The organism is Endomicrobium proavitum (genome assembly GCF_001027545.1).
Lineage (GTDB): Bacteria > Elusimicrobiota > Endomicrobiia > Endomicrobiales > Endomicrobiaceae > Endomicrobium > Endomicrobium proavitum.
The window spans coordinates 353362-368016 of sequence record NZ_CP009498.1 but is presented as its reverse complement, the minus strand read 5'-3'; the positions used below and the strand labels follow the sequence as shown (position 1 = coordinate 368016).

The window sequence follows — 14655 nt, the reverse complement described above, 5'->3', positions numbered from 1 at the left end:
AAAACCCGCTCGGTTAATTAAATAACCAAGCAGGTTTTAAATAAAATATATTGTTTACTTCGCTCTTTATAACAAACGTTAATATGCGAAGAGTATCTGTCTGTCTGTCTGTCTGTCTGTCTGTCTGTCTGTCTGTCTGTCTGTCTGTCTGTCTGTCTGTCTGTCTGTCTGTCTGTCTGTCTGTCTGTCCGTCTGTCTGTCTGTCTGTCTGTCTGTCTGTCTGTCTGTCTGTCTGTCTGTCTGTCTGTCTGTCTGTCTGTCTGTCTGTCTGTCTGTCTGTCTGTCTGTCTGTCTGTCTGTCTGTCTGTCTGTCTGTCTGTCTGTCTGCCGGCAGGCAGACAAACACGTTTGTGCAAATTATATTAGAAGAAAAATAGTAGCCGTCGCTTTTATAATTCATATTGTTGATTGGTATTATACAACATTTTATTAAAAATTTGAATACCCGTTTTGCCATTGCAATGAAAACCGAAATCTATTGCTACTGCCTTACTTACCTTCTTATCTTCCAAACTTCCTGCCGTATATCTCTGTTATTATTTTGAAATTCTTACGAGATATTCGCTATATTGCGACGGAAGCTCTTTTGCAAGGTTCAGCAGCTGCTGTTTTGTTATGTATCCTTTTTTATATGCAATTTCCTCAATGGAAGAAATCATTACGCCTTGTCTTTCTTCAAGCGTTTTTATAAACAGCGATGAGTCAAGAAGAGATTCGTATGTGCCTGCGTCAAGCCAGCTGTAACCTCTGCCGAGCATTTCAACATTTAATTTTCTTTTTTTAAGATATACGGCGTTAACGTCGGTTATTTCAAGTTCGCCGCGTTTTGAAGGTTTTATATTTTTTGCAATTTTTACCACGGCGTTATCGTAAAAATATAATCCCGTAACAGCCCAGTTTGATTTAGGATTTTTCGGTTTCTCTTCTATGGAAAGAGCTTTTCCCGCTTTACCCATTTCCACTATTCCGTAACGATGCGGATCTTTTACATAATATCCGAAAACGGTTGCGCCGTCTTTTTTACGCGCCGCTTTTTGTAACACGTCGGACAATCCGTGTCCGTAAAAAATATTATCGCCCAAAACAAGCGCTACGTTATCTTTACCTATAAATTTTTCGCCTATTAAAAACGCTTCAGCTATGCCGTTGGGCTGTTCCTGAAGAGCGTATTCTATGTTTAATCCGTATTTTTTTCCGTCGGAAAATAATTTTTTAAGGCTGATAAGCGTTTGCGCATTTGAAATTATAAGAATATCTTTTATTCCCGAAAGCATTAAAACAGAAAGAGGATAATACACTAACGGCTTGTTATAAACAGGCAAAAGCTGCTTGCTTACGGCTTTTGTTATTGGGTAAAGTCTTGTAGCTTTTCCGCCGGCTAAAATAATTCCTTTAGTTTTCATTTGAAACCTCATGATGTAAGATGTTTGCGCTATATTCTATCAAATTTATTCCCGTTCGGTAACGTAAGGCACCAAATGCGCGCCCCACCCTCCGGCTTTTGCGTTGTCGTATGCGTCTATGGGGTTGTCTTGTTTAACATTCATTATTCTTTTCGCGGCAATACACACGTCCACAAAAGCAACTGCGGCAGCAACAATTATAGGCGCTTCAGGACCAAGAATTGCTGAAAATTTTATACTTCTTAACCCTGCAATATTAAGCAGGGTAAGCTGTTCTAAAAATGCAGCTTCATTTAGCGCGGAAGTAGCAAGAGTATTACCTGTATAAGTAGTTTCTGTTTTAGGGAACAAAGAACCTTTTGTGTTATAAGGAGCCGCCGCTGAATAAACTATTATTTCAGGATATTTGATATTTAATAATCTTGCAAATAACGGAGTATTATTTGAATTAGGTTTTTTTCTTAACGTAACCTTTATTTTTTGTTTATATAAATCTTCATCTTCAACAAACCAAGAATATTGGCTTTGATCATATTCAGATTCAAAAACAGTATGAAAATGCAAAGTAGAACTTATATAAGCGCAAGCATTTAAAGTTTTATAATATTTTATGCCTTTACTGTTGCGTTTTATGCCCATATTAGCAAGCAGCGGCGAAGTTACTATATTATACTTGTTTGAAAAATTTTCAGCCATTATGCCGGCATGATACGCTTTATGAGATATTATAGCTATATCCTGCAGACCTGAAAGAACGTCAACGGTTTTTTTGATAGCGCTTACCGTGTTATCTTTTTTTCCGCCAAGAGTATTATGTTTGAAATCGGAAAGAGGGTGTTCTCTGCCTAATGCCATAGCTACATCCGGAAATCCGCCGATATGATCTGTGGAATACGATGGAAATTGAATACCAAGGGATTCCATTCCGAGAGATAAAACAACGCCTATAAGATAATTCATGCTTCCTACAAAATTGTAAGTTCTCGCTTTATGCGTGGCAATATTTAACGCAATGCTGTCAGCTTCATTTTGCATTACCATTCTGTCGCGGATAAGTTTTGCAATGTTTAGCATCATAGCCCAGCTTATTACAAGAATCATTGTAAATATTAAAAAATAATATAAAGTTTGTCCGCGATTATTATTCAAAATTTTGCGCTCCGGGGTAAGCTTTATTATAATACGCAGCGTCCGGCGACGGAACCATTCTGCTGCGCGCAGAAGCATATCTTTTTGAACCGCTGAAAAAACGATCTTTTACAGACACCGTTTTTGCAACGATAGAGCCGAACATAATTCTTGTAAAATAGTAAATTTTTGTTGTGTGAGAACGAATGCGGTGTCCGGAATAATCTTTTGCGTTGTGTCCGGAATCCTTATTTACGTATATTTTTACAGACTCTCCGGTTTCGTCTTCCCCGTCGTCAGCATCTTCATCTCCGTCACCGGCATCTTCATCTCTGTCAGAGCTTTGAAAATACGGCTTTACGGTATTTATATCCGAATAAACAAACTTTGACGGATTACCTCCGCTCTTTCCCGCTTTTGAAAGAGGATAAAAAAACATCATATAGTTTTCCACTCTCTCTTTGGCTTCTTTTGCTTTTTCATTATTTGCAACGCCTGCAGTCCCTTTTGTAACCGCCGCCGAACGCATTGCCACAAAAGCGGCTTCGTTTGCAGTCATGTCGTCAACAATCATAATGCAAAGCTGCAAAAAGCAAAACATTATTACGGTTGTAAAAACAACCGTAAAAAGCGCTTCTATCATAGATTGTCCGCTATTATTTTTCATTTTACGTAAGAAGTATATTTATTGTCGGACACAACATTTACCGCCGCAGCGGCAACGCCGGATTTTGCGGCTGTTTTGTCGTAACGCGTTTTCCAAAAACTTTTATATAAAGCAAAAACGCCCGTCGTGGCAATAAGCAGCACGACAAAAACCAACATAAATTCGGTTAAAGTTTGTCCTTTATTATTCATTGCTGTATTATTTTTGTAGTCACAAAAATTAAAACGTTTGTTTTTGTTTCGTAATGTTTTGTATAGCTAAACAAAGCGCCCAAAATAGGTATGTCGCACAAAAGAGGTATGCCCTCAACGGTATTTCCTTTTGTGGTTTCAATAAGCCCTGCAAGAACCATTGTTTCGCCGTCTTTAATCTGCAGGTTAGACGACGCTTTCCTTTTTGCCACCGACGGATAACCCGCCACGGGAGCATTGTAATCAAGTCTTGAAAGCTCCGTTTCAAGTTTAATATCTATTTTATTGTCTTTTACAACGGGAGTTATAGACATCATTATCCCGTATTCTTTCCACTCTATTTGAGATGTGCCGATAGCCGTTGCCACTACCGGAAATTCCCCGCCTACCATAAACTTGGCGGTGGTTCCGGATTTAGTTACAAGCTTCGGCTTTGATAAAACTTTCGCTGCGCCGTTTGCTTCAAGGGCTTTCAAAGTTGCGGAGAATTCAGTCACTCGTTGCCAAGCGCCGGATTCTATTATGGAAGGTATAGACGTTTCAACGGCAGTTATTGCGTCCGGAAATTTTACGCCTAATTCTAAAGATTTGTTTTCGTTTATTTCCGTAATCTCTACGGAAATCTCTACCATTTGTTCGCAGTATCCCAAAGTTGAAAAAAATAAAATGGCGAGTGCAAGAAATTTTTTCATTTTGCGCTCTCTTATATTATTTTTTACGTTTGTAAAAAGGTTTCGCTACTTCTTTTATCTTCCTCCTGTTAGAGTGAATTTCCGCTTCTAAATTATCCGTATTTGCCGACGCGTTTACAAGAGCCATGCCTATGGCTTTTTTTAACGTAGGAGAAAAGGTTCCGCTTGTAACATATCCTGCGTTTTTTTCGCCGGCATATATTATATTTGCATTTCTTGCTATTGCCGACAAACACTCAAAAGCTATAGATTTTCTTTTGGGGTTATCTTTAATTTTTATTAAAGCGGCTTTCCCTATAAAATTATTATCCCAATTAATTGTATTATGAAATCCGGCTTCTATGGGGTTAATATTTTCGTCTATCTCGTGACCGTGCAAAGGCATGCACGCTTCAAGACGAAGAGTGTCGCGACAGCCGAGCCCGCAAGGTTTTACATTAAGTTCTATAAGTTTATTCCACAACTGCGCCGCATGATGCGACGAAATAAAAATTTCAAAACCGTCTTCGCCTGTGTAACCGGTTCTTGCTATGCGTGAAAATTTCGCGTTTATATTTTTTAATTTCAAATCTGAAACCGTAAAATATTTCATGTTTTTAATATCGGTTTCGCAAATGCCTTGCAAAATTTCTAAAGATTTAGGACCTTGTATTGCAAGCAGCGCAATTTCTGACGAAATATTTTTTAGTTCAACGCCGCCGGGCTTATAAACATTTAGCCACTGCCAATCTTTATCTAAATTTCCGGCGTTTACAACAACCATGTATCCGCCGCCGGTTTTGTAAACTATTATATCGTCTTTAATTCCGCCGTCTTCATTTAAAATCATTGAGTAGCGGGCTTTATTTTCAGGAAGTCCTGAAATATTTCCCAAAGTAACATAATTTAAAAATTTTTCACACTCACCGCCTGAAACCAAAAAAGTTCCCATGTGCGACGTATCAAAAACGCCGCAAGCATTTCTAACCGCATTATGTTCGTCAATAATTGAAGAATATTGAACCGGCATTTCCCAACCGGAAAATTCAGTAAACTTCGCATTTAACTTTTTATGCTCGTCAAATAAAACCGTCCGTTTCATATTACCTTTTACCTGTTACCTGATATTTTTGCCGTTTCCGTGCTTTTTCCAAACGCGTCTTCATAAGCGTTGTATAAACTTTCGCTCAAAGACGGATGAAAAAAATCTTCTCTTGACGGAATCTTGCCGCTTTTTATAATTTGCGCCGCCGTATTTATAAGCTCGTCGGCATGCGCGCCGACAATCCAAAAAGCTAAAGTTTTTTTACTGTCCGCATCAACCGCACATTTTACAAAGCCTGTCCTTTCATTTTCAATAAAAGCTCTGCCGCTTGCAGTAAACGGAATTTTTCCGTAAACAATATTTTTGTAACTTTCAAAATCTTTTATTTTCACGCAAGCCGCAGGAGGCGCAGAAAACACAACTTGAGGGATAGCAACACAGCTGTTTTCCAATAAGCTTCCCTTAACTGCATTTTCGGCTGCAACTTCGCCTTCGCTTTGAGCCGTGTATGCTAAAAGGTTTTTTCCGGCTATATCGCCGACAGCATAAATATTATCAACATTTGTTTTACAATAACTATCGGTTTTAATAAAACCTTTTTTATCTGTTTTGATTCCTGCATTTTCTATTTCTAAACTGTCGTTTGGCGCTCTGCCCGTTACAATTAAAACTTTCTCATATTTATCAATATTGTTTAAAGCGTCCGTGCACGCAGTTAAAACTTCAACGCCTGCTCTTTGCAAATTTTTATTTATTTCAGCGGATATTTCCGAATCTTCGCTTGGCATAAGGCACGCTGCATATTCCGCAATTGTTACCTGACTTCCAAAACCGGCAAAAATTGCAGCCATTTCAACGCCTATAGCGCCGCCGCCTACAATTAAAATAGTTTTCGGCAATTCTTTAAGGTTTAAAACATCCGTAGAACTTATAATTTTTTTGCCGTCAAAAGCAAAACCTTTTATTACGGCAGGCTTACTTCCGGAGGCAATGATAATTTTTTCCGCTCGGACTTCGTCCGTTTTATTATTTTCATCCAAAACTTCTAACGCATCTTTAGATTTAAACGTTGCGCTGCCTTTTATAATATCAATGCCATATGAAGACAGTATCAACTCCATACCTTTGCGCAAGTTAGCTATAGTTTTATCTTTTTTAGCGATAATATCCGAAAAATTAAAGACCTCTAAATTTGCTTTAAAACCGTATGCGTCCGCCTTGCGGATTTTTTGTTTTGCATTCAAAGACTGCCACAAAAATTTCGTCGGCATACAGCCGCAGTTTAAACATGTTCCGCCGATTAAAGATTTTTCAATAAGCGCAACTTTTGCGCCTAACTGCGCCGCGCGCACTGCCGCAGAAAAACCTCCGGGACCGGAACCGATAACCGCAACATCGTATTTCGTAAAGCTCATTTAGCCTCTTAAAGCAATAATCGCAAAGTTTATTAAAAATAAAACGGCAACAGCCGCCAACACAGGGTGAATTTCTTTTACTTTTCCCGTTACAAGTTTTATTATGCAGTAAAGTATAAAACCTGCCGCTATTCCGTAGCTGATATTAAAAGCAAACGCCATAATGCTTATTGTAAAAAATGCCGGAACCGCTTCCTGAAAATTTGTCCATTTTATTTTTGTAATTGAAGACATCATCATAACGCCTACTATTATAAGAACGGGGGCCGTAGCTTGCGCGGGAACAATTGAAACAATTCCGGCAAAAGGCAAACACAACAAAAATAATACCGCAACAACAACGCCCGTAAGACCCGTTCTTCCTCCTACGGATATTCCCGCAGTGCTTTCAACGTAAGTTGTAACGCTGGAAGTTCCGAGGAACCCTCCTACGCAAGAGGCTATTCCGTCTGCAAACAAAGCTTTTTCAAACTTAGACTTAACGCCTTTTTGCGACATATTTTTTGCGTCTTTCTCGTCAAAAATTCCGCTTACTCTTCCGGCGCCTATAAACGTGCCTATGGCGTCAAAAGTTATAGACAAAAACAAAGCCAGCGACGCTGTAATTGTAAGAATAATTTTATTAAAATCTGAAAATAGCGATTCAAACCCCTGATTGCCGAAAGCCGCAAAAGCAACGTCTTTTACCGACGCGATGGCATGAAAATCTAATAATTTTATTTTTGATATATCTACAACGCCAAGAGGTATTCCTAAAACGGTAATTACAACTATGCCTATAAAAAGTCCGCCTTTTATTTGGCGCGCCGCAAGAATAATCATAATGATAATTCCCAGTAATCCTAAAATTACTCCGGGGTCGTTAAACACAGCCAACGCCGGCATCGCAGAACTGTTTGAAATTGCACTGCCGTTTTCTAAAACGGAATAACTTCCGGAGTCAAAAAGAAAAGTAAAGAAAGACGCGTTTTTAAAGCCAAGATACGCTATAAAAAAACCTATAGCGCACGTTATTGAATCTTTAAGAAACGGCGGAATTGCCGCCACTATAACTTTTCTGAATTTTGTAACTGTAACAATAACCACTACCACGCCGCATATAACAACAATACCGAGAGCTTCCTGCCACGCAAGACCGAACTGTTTGCACAGCGTATAAGTAAAGAAAGCGTTTAAACCCATGCCCGGAGCAAGAGCAAAAGGAACGTTTGCGTAGAGAGCCATTATTAAAGTCCCGGCGACGCACGCTAAAACAGTAGCCACAAAAACCGCCTGCCAGCCCATGCCGGCATTCAGCGATAAAATAGCAGGGTTAACAAAAATAATATAAGCCATCGTAAAAAAAGTAGTAACACCCGCAAGAAGCTCGGTAAAAAAATTAGTTTTGTTATCCTTCAGCTTAAAAAAATCTTTCATTTGCTACCTCTTATAAATTGAGATTATTTTATTTACGGCTTCTTGAGGCTTAAGAAGTTCAACGGCTTCTTTGGAATTTTTTCTGGCTTTAAATTCTACGTTGCCGTTTGCAAGATTTTTTTCGCCTATGGTTATTCTGTAAGGTATCCCTATTAAATCGGCGTCTTTAAATTTTATGCCGGCGCGTTCGTCTCTGTCGTCTATTAACACGTCAATGCCTTTTGATGAAAGCTCTTTGTAGATTTTCTCGGTTGCCTCTTTTGTTTTAGCGTCCGCAAAATTTACGGGAACTATAATAACTTCAAAAGGCGCGATATTATCCGGCCAGATTATTCCGTTGTCGTCGTGAGATTGTTCTATTGTTGCGGCGAGAATTCTTGTAACGCCTATGCCGTAACAGCCCATAACCATAAGATTTTCTTTGCCGTTTGTATCAAGATAAGTAGCGTTCATAGACTTGGAATATTTTGTTCCGAGTTTAAAGCAATGACCTATCTCTATTCCGCGAGCAAAATCTATTTTCCCTGTTTTACATTTAGGACAAGCGTCGCCTTTTATAATTTTTCGCACATCGGCGGCAATATCGTATTTAAAATCTCTGTTAACGTTAACGTCTTTGAGATGATAATCTTTTTTATTTGCGCCGACCACGGCATTTTGTAAATTTATAACCGACAAATCCGCTATCACTTTAATTTTTTTCTTTAAGTTTACAGGTCCTGCAAAGCCGCACGGCGCTCCGGTAGCTTCTTCTATGGTTTTATCGTCGGCAAGAGAAAGTTCAATGCTGCCAAGCAGGCTTTGAAGTTTAATTTCGTTAACTTCAAAATCTCCCCTTACTAAAACCGCCGCAGGCTGACCGTCTGAAACATATATAAGCGTTTTTATAAATTTTTCCGCGGAAATTTTCAAAAATTTTGAAACTTCTTCAACAGAACCTATTGACGGAGTGTAAACTTCAGCCGCGGCATTTTCCGTTTCTTTAGGATATTTTATTTCCAAACATTCGGCTTTTTCGGTATTAGCCCCGTAGCCGCATTCGCAATGCGCAATTTCTTCTTCGCCGGCTTCCGCAAGAACCATAAATTCGTGAGAAAAAGATCCGCCGATGGCTCCGCTTGCAGCTTCAACGGCGCGGAATTTAAATCCGCAGCGCGAGCATATATTAGTGTAAGCGTCAAACATTGTTTTATAATATTTTTCTAAATCCGCGTCGTCAGCGTGAAAAGAATATGCGTCTTTCATTAAAAATTCTCGGGCGCGCATTATGCCGAATCTCGGGCGTATTTCATCTCTGAATTTTGTGCCGAACTGATAAAACATAACGGGAAGCTGCTTGTAAGATTTTACGTCTTTTCTCACCAAATCCGTTATGCCTTCTTCGGCGGTAGGCGCCAAACAAAACTCCGCGTCTTTTCTGTCTTTAAGACGGAAAAGCTCTTTACCGTAAACGTTCCACCTGCCGGTTTCAATCCAAAGTTCTTTCGGAAAAATTAACGGCAAAACCACTTCCTGACCGCCCGCCGCATTCATTTCCCGACGAATTATGTTTTCAACTTTCCTTAAAGCGCGCAGACCTAAAGGTAAAAATTCGTAAAGTCCCGAAGCAACTTTGCGTATCATGCCCGAACGTATCATAAGTTTTGCGGAAATTATATCCGCATCGGAAGGAGCTTCACGAAGCGTAGGCGCATACAATTTTGAATAAAACATAATATCCTCTTTAACGACAAAGTGAAAAGTGACACGAAGTGTCATCCCGGAATGTCTTAATCCGGGATCCACGTTTGCTAAATATTAGATGTATGCATTACATTTTTTAAAGTGAAAAGTGAAATTAACGGAAACGGCATAGATATCAGATTCTGAAACGAGTTCATAATGACAGACATGCCATACGTAAACACTTAAGGCTTAAATCTAAAATATGTTGTTGTCTTTGCCGTTAATTTCACTTTTCACTTTCCACTTTTCACTTTATCTTTTTTATCTTGTTATTTTTAAAATTTTAAATTTTGCTTTCCTTGCCGGAAGCTCTACTTCAACCGTTTCGCCGGTTTTATGACCCAATAGTCCCTGAACAAGAGGCGATTGAACTGAAATTTTATTTTCGGCCGGGTTTGCTTCTTCAAGGTCAACAATCATATATTCATAATCGTCGCCGTCTTCATCTTGCAAATTTACGGTTACGCCGATAAAAACTTTATCCGGTTCAATATCCAAATCTTCAAGAATTTTTGCGCTGTTAATTTTTGTATCAAGCTCTTCAATTCTGCGCATAATATTTGTAAGAGTTTCTTTTGCCGCGTGATATTCTGCGTTTTCTTTCAAATCGCCGTGCTCTCTGGCTCTGGCAATTTCTTCCTGAACAAGAGGTTTTCTTTTCTGCAAAGCGTCAAGCTCTGCCCACAATTTTTCTTTTCCCGCTTTTGTCAAATATATAGCCATTTTATTTCCCCGAAATCTTATTTCCCTGAAATTTTATTTCCCCGAAATTTTATTTCTCTGATATTTTCTTCTTAAGCATTTGCAGCAAAGCGGCAACCCACATATTCGGTTTGACTCGTTTTATAATTTTACCGTTTTCAAAAACTATTCCTTCGTTTTTTCCGCCGGCAATTCCAAAATCCGCATCTTTGGCTTCTCCCGGCCCGTTTACTATGCAGCCCATTAACGCAACCTTAACGGGTTTCTTTAACTTTTTAAGTTCTTTCATTTTAGCGGCAGCGTTTTCTACTTCCGCTACTATTTTTATTAAATCTACTTGAGTGCGAGAACAAGTCGGGCACGAAATTATTTCTATCCCCGCGCTTCGCAGTTCTAAAGACTGCAAAAGACTATAGGCAACTTTTACTTCTTCAACAGGGTCGGCGGTAAGCGAAACTCTTACCGTATCGCCAATGCCTTCATTGAGCATTATGCCAAGACCTGCGGAAGATTTTATGGTTCCTGAAAAAATTGAACCTGCTTCCGTAACTCCCAAGTGCAGCGGATAATTTCTTTTTGACGCAAAAAGTTTATACGCTTCAACTGTCGTAGCAATATTAGACGCTTTAAGCGAAACGGCAATATCGTAAAATTTAAGTTTTTCTAAAATATTGACGTGTTCCATTGCGGCTTTAACAAGTTCTTTAGCCCGCGAAATATTGTCATGGAAATTATGAACGGATTTTAATGAGCCCGCGTTAACGCCTATTCTTATAGGTATATGCGCTTTTTTTGCTTCTTTAACAACAGCTTCAACTCTGTCTTTAGCGCCGATGTTGCCCGGATTAATTCTTAATTTATCAACGCCCTGCTTAATTGCTTCAAGAGCTATGCGGTAATCAAAATGAATGTCCGCCACCAAAGGAATTTTTATATTTTTTTTAATTTTACTTACAACTTGCGCGGATTCCATATCCGGCAAAGAAACTCTTATAATTTCACAGCCAGCTTCTTCAAGATTTTTTATCTGGCGAACCGTAGATTTCCAATCGCGCGTATCGGTATTTGTCATAGACTGCACGCTTACGGGAGCGCCGCCGCCTATTGCAACTTTTCCGACATTTATTTTTCTGGTCTGGCTTCTTTTATAAAATTTCATATTTTATTTATCAACCGGCAAAGCATTTTCCGCTATTTAAAAAGTTTATCAACGCCCAATCTTACCAAATCGCTGTAGGTGGCAAAAATAAAAATTCCGGCGATAATTATAAGCCCTATTGTATTATATATTGCAATAATTTTAGTGTTTATTTTTTTTCTTATTATACCTTCCGCGAAAAATAAAACTATCATTCCTCCGTCAACAAACGGAATAGGAAACAAGTTAAAAAGTCCTAATGCCACGGAAATAACCGCAAGTAAAAACAGATAGTCCTGAAGCCCTGACTTTGCCGCGCTTGCCATAACTTTCATAACGCCTATCGGCCCTGAAAGTTCCGGTTTAACTTTATTTTTTGCCGCGCCGTACAAGTAAGAAACCGTGTTTAGCGTATATGCAACGGGAGCTTTCAGCCCTTGCTTTAATGACTTTTTAAATCCGATTTTAACGGCAACATACTCCGGAGAAATTCCGATAAGTCCGTTTGAATTTACCGTAAGCGTGGTTCTGAAAGTGGAAGTGCCTCTTAAAACCACAAATGAAGTTTTTTTATCGGCTCTTTTTTTTATATTTTCAGACAATTCGTTCCAAGTTTTTATACTGGCGCCGTCAATTGATTTTATTACATCTCCCGGCAACAGTCCCGCTTTTTGCGCAGGATAACTTTCCGCCAATTCCGCTATTTTTGGAATGTTTACGGGACGAATCATTCCCCAAACATTAAATATGAAAACAAATAAAACTGCCGCCAATAAATAATTTGAAAAAGGGCCGGTAAAAGATATAATTATTTTTTTATACCACGCAAGAGACAGATATTCGCCCGCCGCGCCCGTAGCCTCATCGGGATTGTCTCCCGCCATAGAAACAAATCCGCCGAGAGGTATGGCTTTAACGGCATATTTTGTCCCTTTGTATTTATATTTTATTATATCCGGACCAAAGCCGAAAGCAAAAGTTAACACTTTTACTTTAAAAAATCTTGCAGCCGCAAAATGTCCCAATTCATGAATAAAAATTAAAAGCCCTAATCCAAAAACAACCGCTAAAATTTGTAACGCTATAATCATTTATTTTTTCCTTTATGTATCAAATTTCTTGAATAAACTCTTGCCCATGCGTTTGCGGCTATACATGCGTCAATACTTACTTTTTTTGCAGGCTTGTGGGCGTTAACGGTTTTTTCTACTATTTTTGCAATATCTGTGAATTTTATTTTTTTATCTAAAAATGCGGCGACGGCTTCTTCATTTGCGCCGTTTAAAGCGGCGGGATACGTTAATCCTTTTTTTGCAGCTTTGTAGGCAATATTTAAACAAGGGAATTTTTTAAAATTTGGTTTCAAGAATTCAAGTTTTCCCGTCTGCGCAAGATCTAAAGCTTTAACTTCTGTTTTTTTTCTGTCGGGATAAGTTAACGCATACTGAATAGGAAGCCTCATATCGGGGTTTGAAAGCTGCGCTATAACGGAACCGTCGGCAAACTCTACCATTGAATGAACTATAGATTGAGGATGTATAACTATTTCTATTTTATCTATAGGCACATCAAAAAGAACAGACGCTTCAATAGCTTCAAGACCTTTATTCATAAGAGTGGCGCTGTCTATAGTGATTTTTTTACCCATTTTCCATGTGGGGTGGGCAAGAGCGTCTTCAACGGTAATTTTTGAAAAATCTTTGTTGTATTTGTAAAACGGGCCGCCGGAAGCCGTAAGCAAAATTCTTTTTACTTCGGATTTTTTACCGCAGTTTAAACACTGAAAAATAGCGGAATGCTCGCTGTCCACTGGCAAAACCGAAACTTTATTCTTTACCGCAAGTTTCATTATTTCACGCCCGGCAACAACTAAAGTTTCTTTATTTGCAACGGCAATATTTTTTTTTGCCTTAATTGCCTTAATTGTGCAGTCAAGCCCCGCAGCGCCGACAATTGCAACAACGACAGTATCCGCTTCGTAAATCGCGACAAGTTTATTAAGCCCTTCATGCCCAAAGAAAACTTTTGTTTTTAAGTTTTTTTCTTTAAGCCACGCCTGAAGCTTTTGCGCGCCGAAAAGTTCGCCTACGCACACGGCTGTTGGTTTAAATTTTATTATCTGCTTTTTCAAAAGTTCTATATTTGAGTGTACGGAAAGTCCCGCTATAGAAATAGAGTCTTTCATATTAGCAGCTATATCAAGAGTTTGAGTGCCTATTGACCCGCTTGAGCCTAAAACAATTATTTTTTTCATTTTAGAAGTTAAGCGCAAAGTTTAATTTATTTGAAAAAGTATAAACAATAATAAACGGCAGGAGCTATGAAAATATACGAATCAAATCTGTCCAAAAACCCGCCGTGACCCGGAATGGTTTTTCCTGAATCTTTTATTTTGCCGTCTCTTTTAATGAGCGATTCCGCAAGATCCGAAAACTGACCGACAACAGAAATAACCGCGCCCAAAACAACCGCCTGCGAAACGGTTAAGTAATAAGACATAAAAATATATCTGCACGCAGTAAAAGTTATAATTCCAAAAACTACTCCGGCAATTGCGCCTTCCACGGTTTTCTTGGGACTGACGTTTTTAGAAAGTTTATGTTTGCCGAAATTTTTCCCTGCGGCAAAAGCAGCGGTATCTAAAATCCAAACGGTTACAAAAATTGCAAATATTAATTCCAAACCGTAATATAATTCTCTTAAATAAAACATGTATGCAAGGGAAAGCGGAAGAAAAAACGCGCCTAAAAAAGAAACGGAAATTCTTGTAAGGCACATGTTAACTTTACCTTTAAAAACTTCCAGCGCAAATAAAATTAGAAGCATGCATAAAGCCGAAATTGCAACTTTATCGCCGTACTGCCCGTAGCACAAAAATGCAAAAAATAACGCGCCCATTATAAGCGACAAAATTTTATGAGGATTATATTTTTTTAATATCGTTAAATATTCAAGCACGCAGAAAAAACTTACCGCAAACATCAATATAAAAAACAGCAGCCCGCCGAAATAAATACAAGTAAAAATTATAGGAATTCCGACGACGGCTGTAAGTATTCTTTTTAATAACATAAAATATCTCCGATATTTTAGAAGTTGAGAAGCTGTAAAGTTGAGCAGCTGAGCAACAACTCCTACTCTTGATTGCTGCGCC

Annotated in this window: 15 protein-coding genes; all 15 read right to left on the bottom strand. The window is 38.7% G+C overall.

What is annotated here, in order from left to right:
* Window positions 1-13 precede the first annotated feature (13 nt).
* Entirely contained in the window at window positions 14-400 is a 387-nt protein-coding gene (locus Epro_RS07130; protein WP_162488593.1) for a hypothetical protein, read from the bottom strand.
* A 136-nt stretch (window positions 401-536) separates the two neighbouring features.
* On the bottom strand, window positions 537-1403 hold the full coding sequence (gene rfbA / locus Epro_RS01475) for a glucose-1-phosphate thymidylyltransferase RfbA (RefSeq protein ID WP_052569916.1): 867 nt from the start codon (window positions 1401-1403) through the stop codon (window positions 537-539).
* Window positions 1404-1448: 45 nt separating this feature from the next.
* Window positions 1449-2552, bottom strand: coding sequence for a hypothetical protein (locus Epro_RS01470; RefSeq protein WP_052569914.1), 1104 nt, complete (start codon window positions 2550-2552; stop codon window positions 1449-1451).
* A complete protein-coding gene (locus Epro_RS01465) occupies window positions 2545-3198 on the bottom strand; it encodes a hypothetical protein (RefSeq protein WP_144412021.1) in 654 nt (217 codons plus the stop codon). Before Epro_RS01465 ends, Epro_RS01470 begins: the two co-directional genes overlap by 8 nt.
* Window positions 3195-3389 carry a hypothetical protein gene (locus Epro_RS01460; RefSeq protein ID WP_052569909.1) on the bottom strand — a complete coding sequence of 65 codons (195 nt, stop codon included), beginning with the start codon at window positions 3387-3389 and terminating at the stop codon, window positions 3195-3197. The genes Epro_RS01465 and Epro_RS01460 overlap by 4 nt, the downstream gene beginning before the upstream one ends.
* Entirely contained in the window at window positions 3386-4081 is a 696-nt protein-coding gene (locus Epro_RS01455; protein WP_052569907.1) for a type II and III secretion system protein family protein, read from the bottom strand. Before Epro_RS01455 ends, Epro_RS01460 begins: the two co-directional genes overlap by 4 nt.
* 16 nt (window positions 4082-4097) lie before the next feature.
* Complete coding sequence (gene gcvT, locus Epro_RS01450; RefSeq protein WP_052569906.1) at window positions 4098-5162, bottom strand: glycine cleavage system aminomethyltransferase GcvT; 1065 nt, start codon at window positions 5160-5162, stop codon at window positions 4098-4100.
* Between the two features lie 8 nt (window positions 5163-5170).
* Window positions 5171-6520, bottom strand: a complete 1350-nt coding sequence (locus Epro_RS01445; protein ID WP_052569905.1) for a dihydrolipoyl dehydrogenase family protein — start codon at window positions 6518-6520, stop codon at window positions 5171-5173.
* Window positions 6521-7936 carry an NCS2 family permease gene (locus Epro_RS01440; protein WP_052569903.1) on the bottom strand — a complete coding sequence of 472 codons (1416 nt, stop codon included), beginning with the start codon at window positions 7934-7936 and terminating at the stop codon, window positions 6521-6523.
* A gap of 3 nt (window positions 7937-7939) precedes the next feature.
* Window positions 7940-9649, bottom strand: coding sequence for a proline--tRNA ligase (locus Epro_RS01435; protein WP_052569902.1), 1710 nt, complete (start codon window positions 9647-9649; stop codon window positions 7940-7942).
* 273 nt (window positions 9650-9922) lie between these two features.
* Window positions 9923-10384 carry a transcription elongation factor GreA gene (greA, locus tag Epro_RS01430; protein WP_052569900.1) on the bottom strand — a complete coding sequence of 154 codons (462 nt, stop codon included), beginning with the start codon at window positions 10382-10384 and terminating at the stop codon, window positions 9923-9925.
* Between the two features lie 49 nt (window positions 10385-10433).
* Complete coding sequence (ispG, locus tag Epro_RS01425) at window positions 10434-11522, bottom strand: flavodoxin-dependent (E)-4-hydroxy-3-methylbut-2-enyl-diphosphate synthase (RefSeq protein ID WP_052569896.1); 1089 nt, start codon at window positions 11520-11522, stop codon at window positions 10434-10436.
* Window positions 11523-11554: 32 nt separating this feature from the next.
* Window positions 11555-12592 (bottom strand): M50 family metallopeptidase, encoded by a 1038-nt coding sequence (locus tag Epro_RS01420; protein WP_052569894.1) that lies wholly within the window; start codon window positions 12590-12592, stop codon window positions 11555-11557.
* Window positions 12589-13755 carry a 1-deoxy-D-xylulose-5-phosphate reductoisomerase gene (locus tag Epro_RS01415; RefSeq protein WP_052569892.1) on the bottom strand — a complete coding sequence of 389 codons (1167 nt, stop codon included), beginning with the start codon at window positions 13753-13755 and terminating at the stop codon, window positions 12589-12591. Before Epro_RS01415 ends, Epro_RS01420 begins: the two co-directional genes overlap by 4 nt.
* 26 nt (window positions 13756-13781) lie before the next feature.
* A complete protein-coding gene (locus Epro_RS01410) occupies window positions 13782-14573 on the bottom strand; it encodes a phosphatidate cytidylyltransferase (protein WP_052569887.1) in 792 nt (263 codons plus the stop codon).
* Window positions 14574-14655 lie beyond the last annotated feature (82 nt).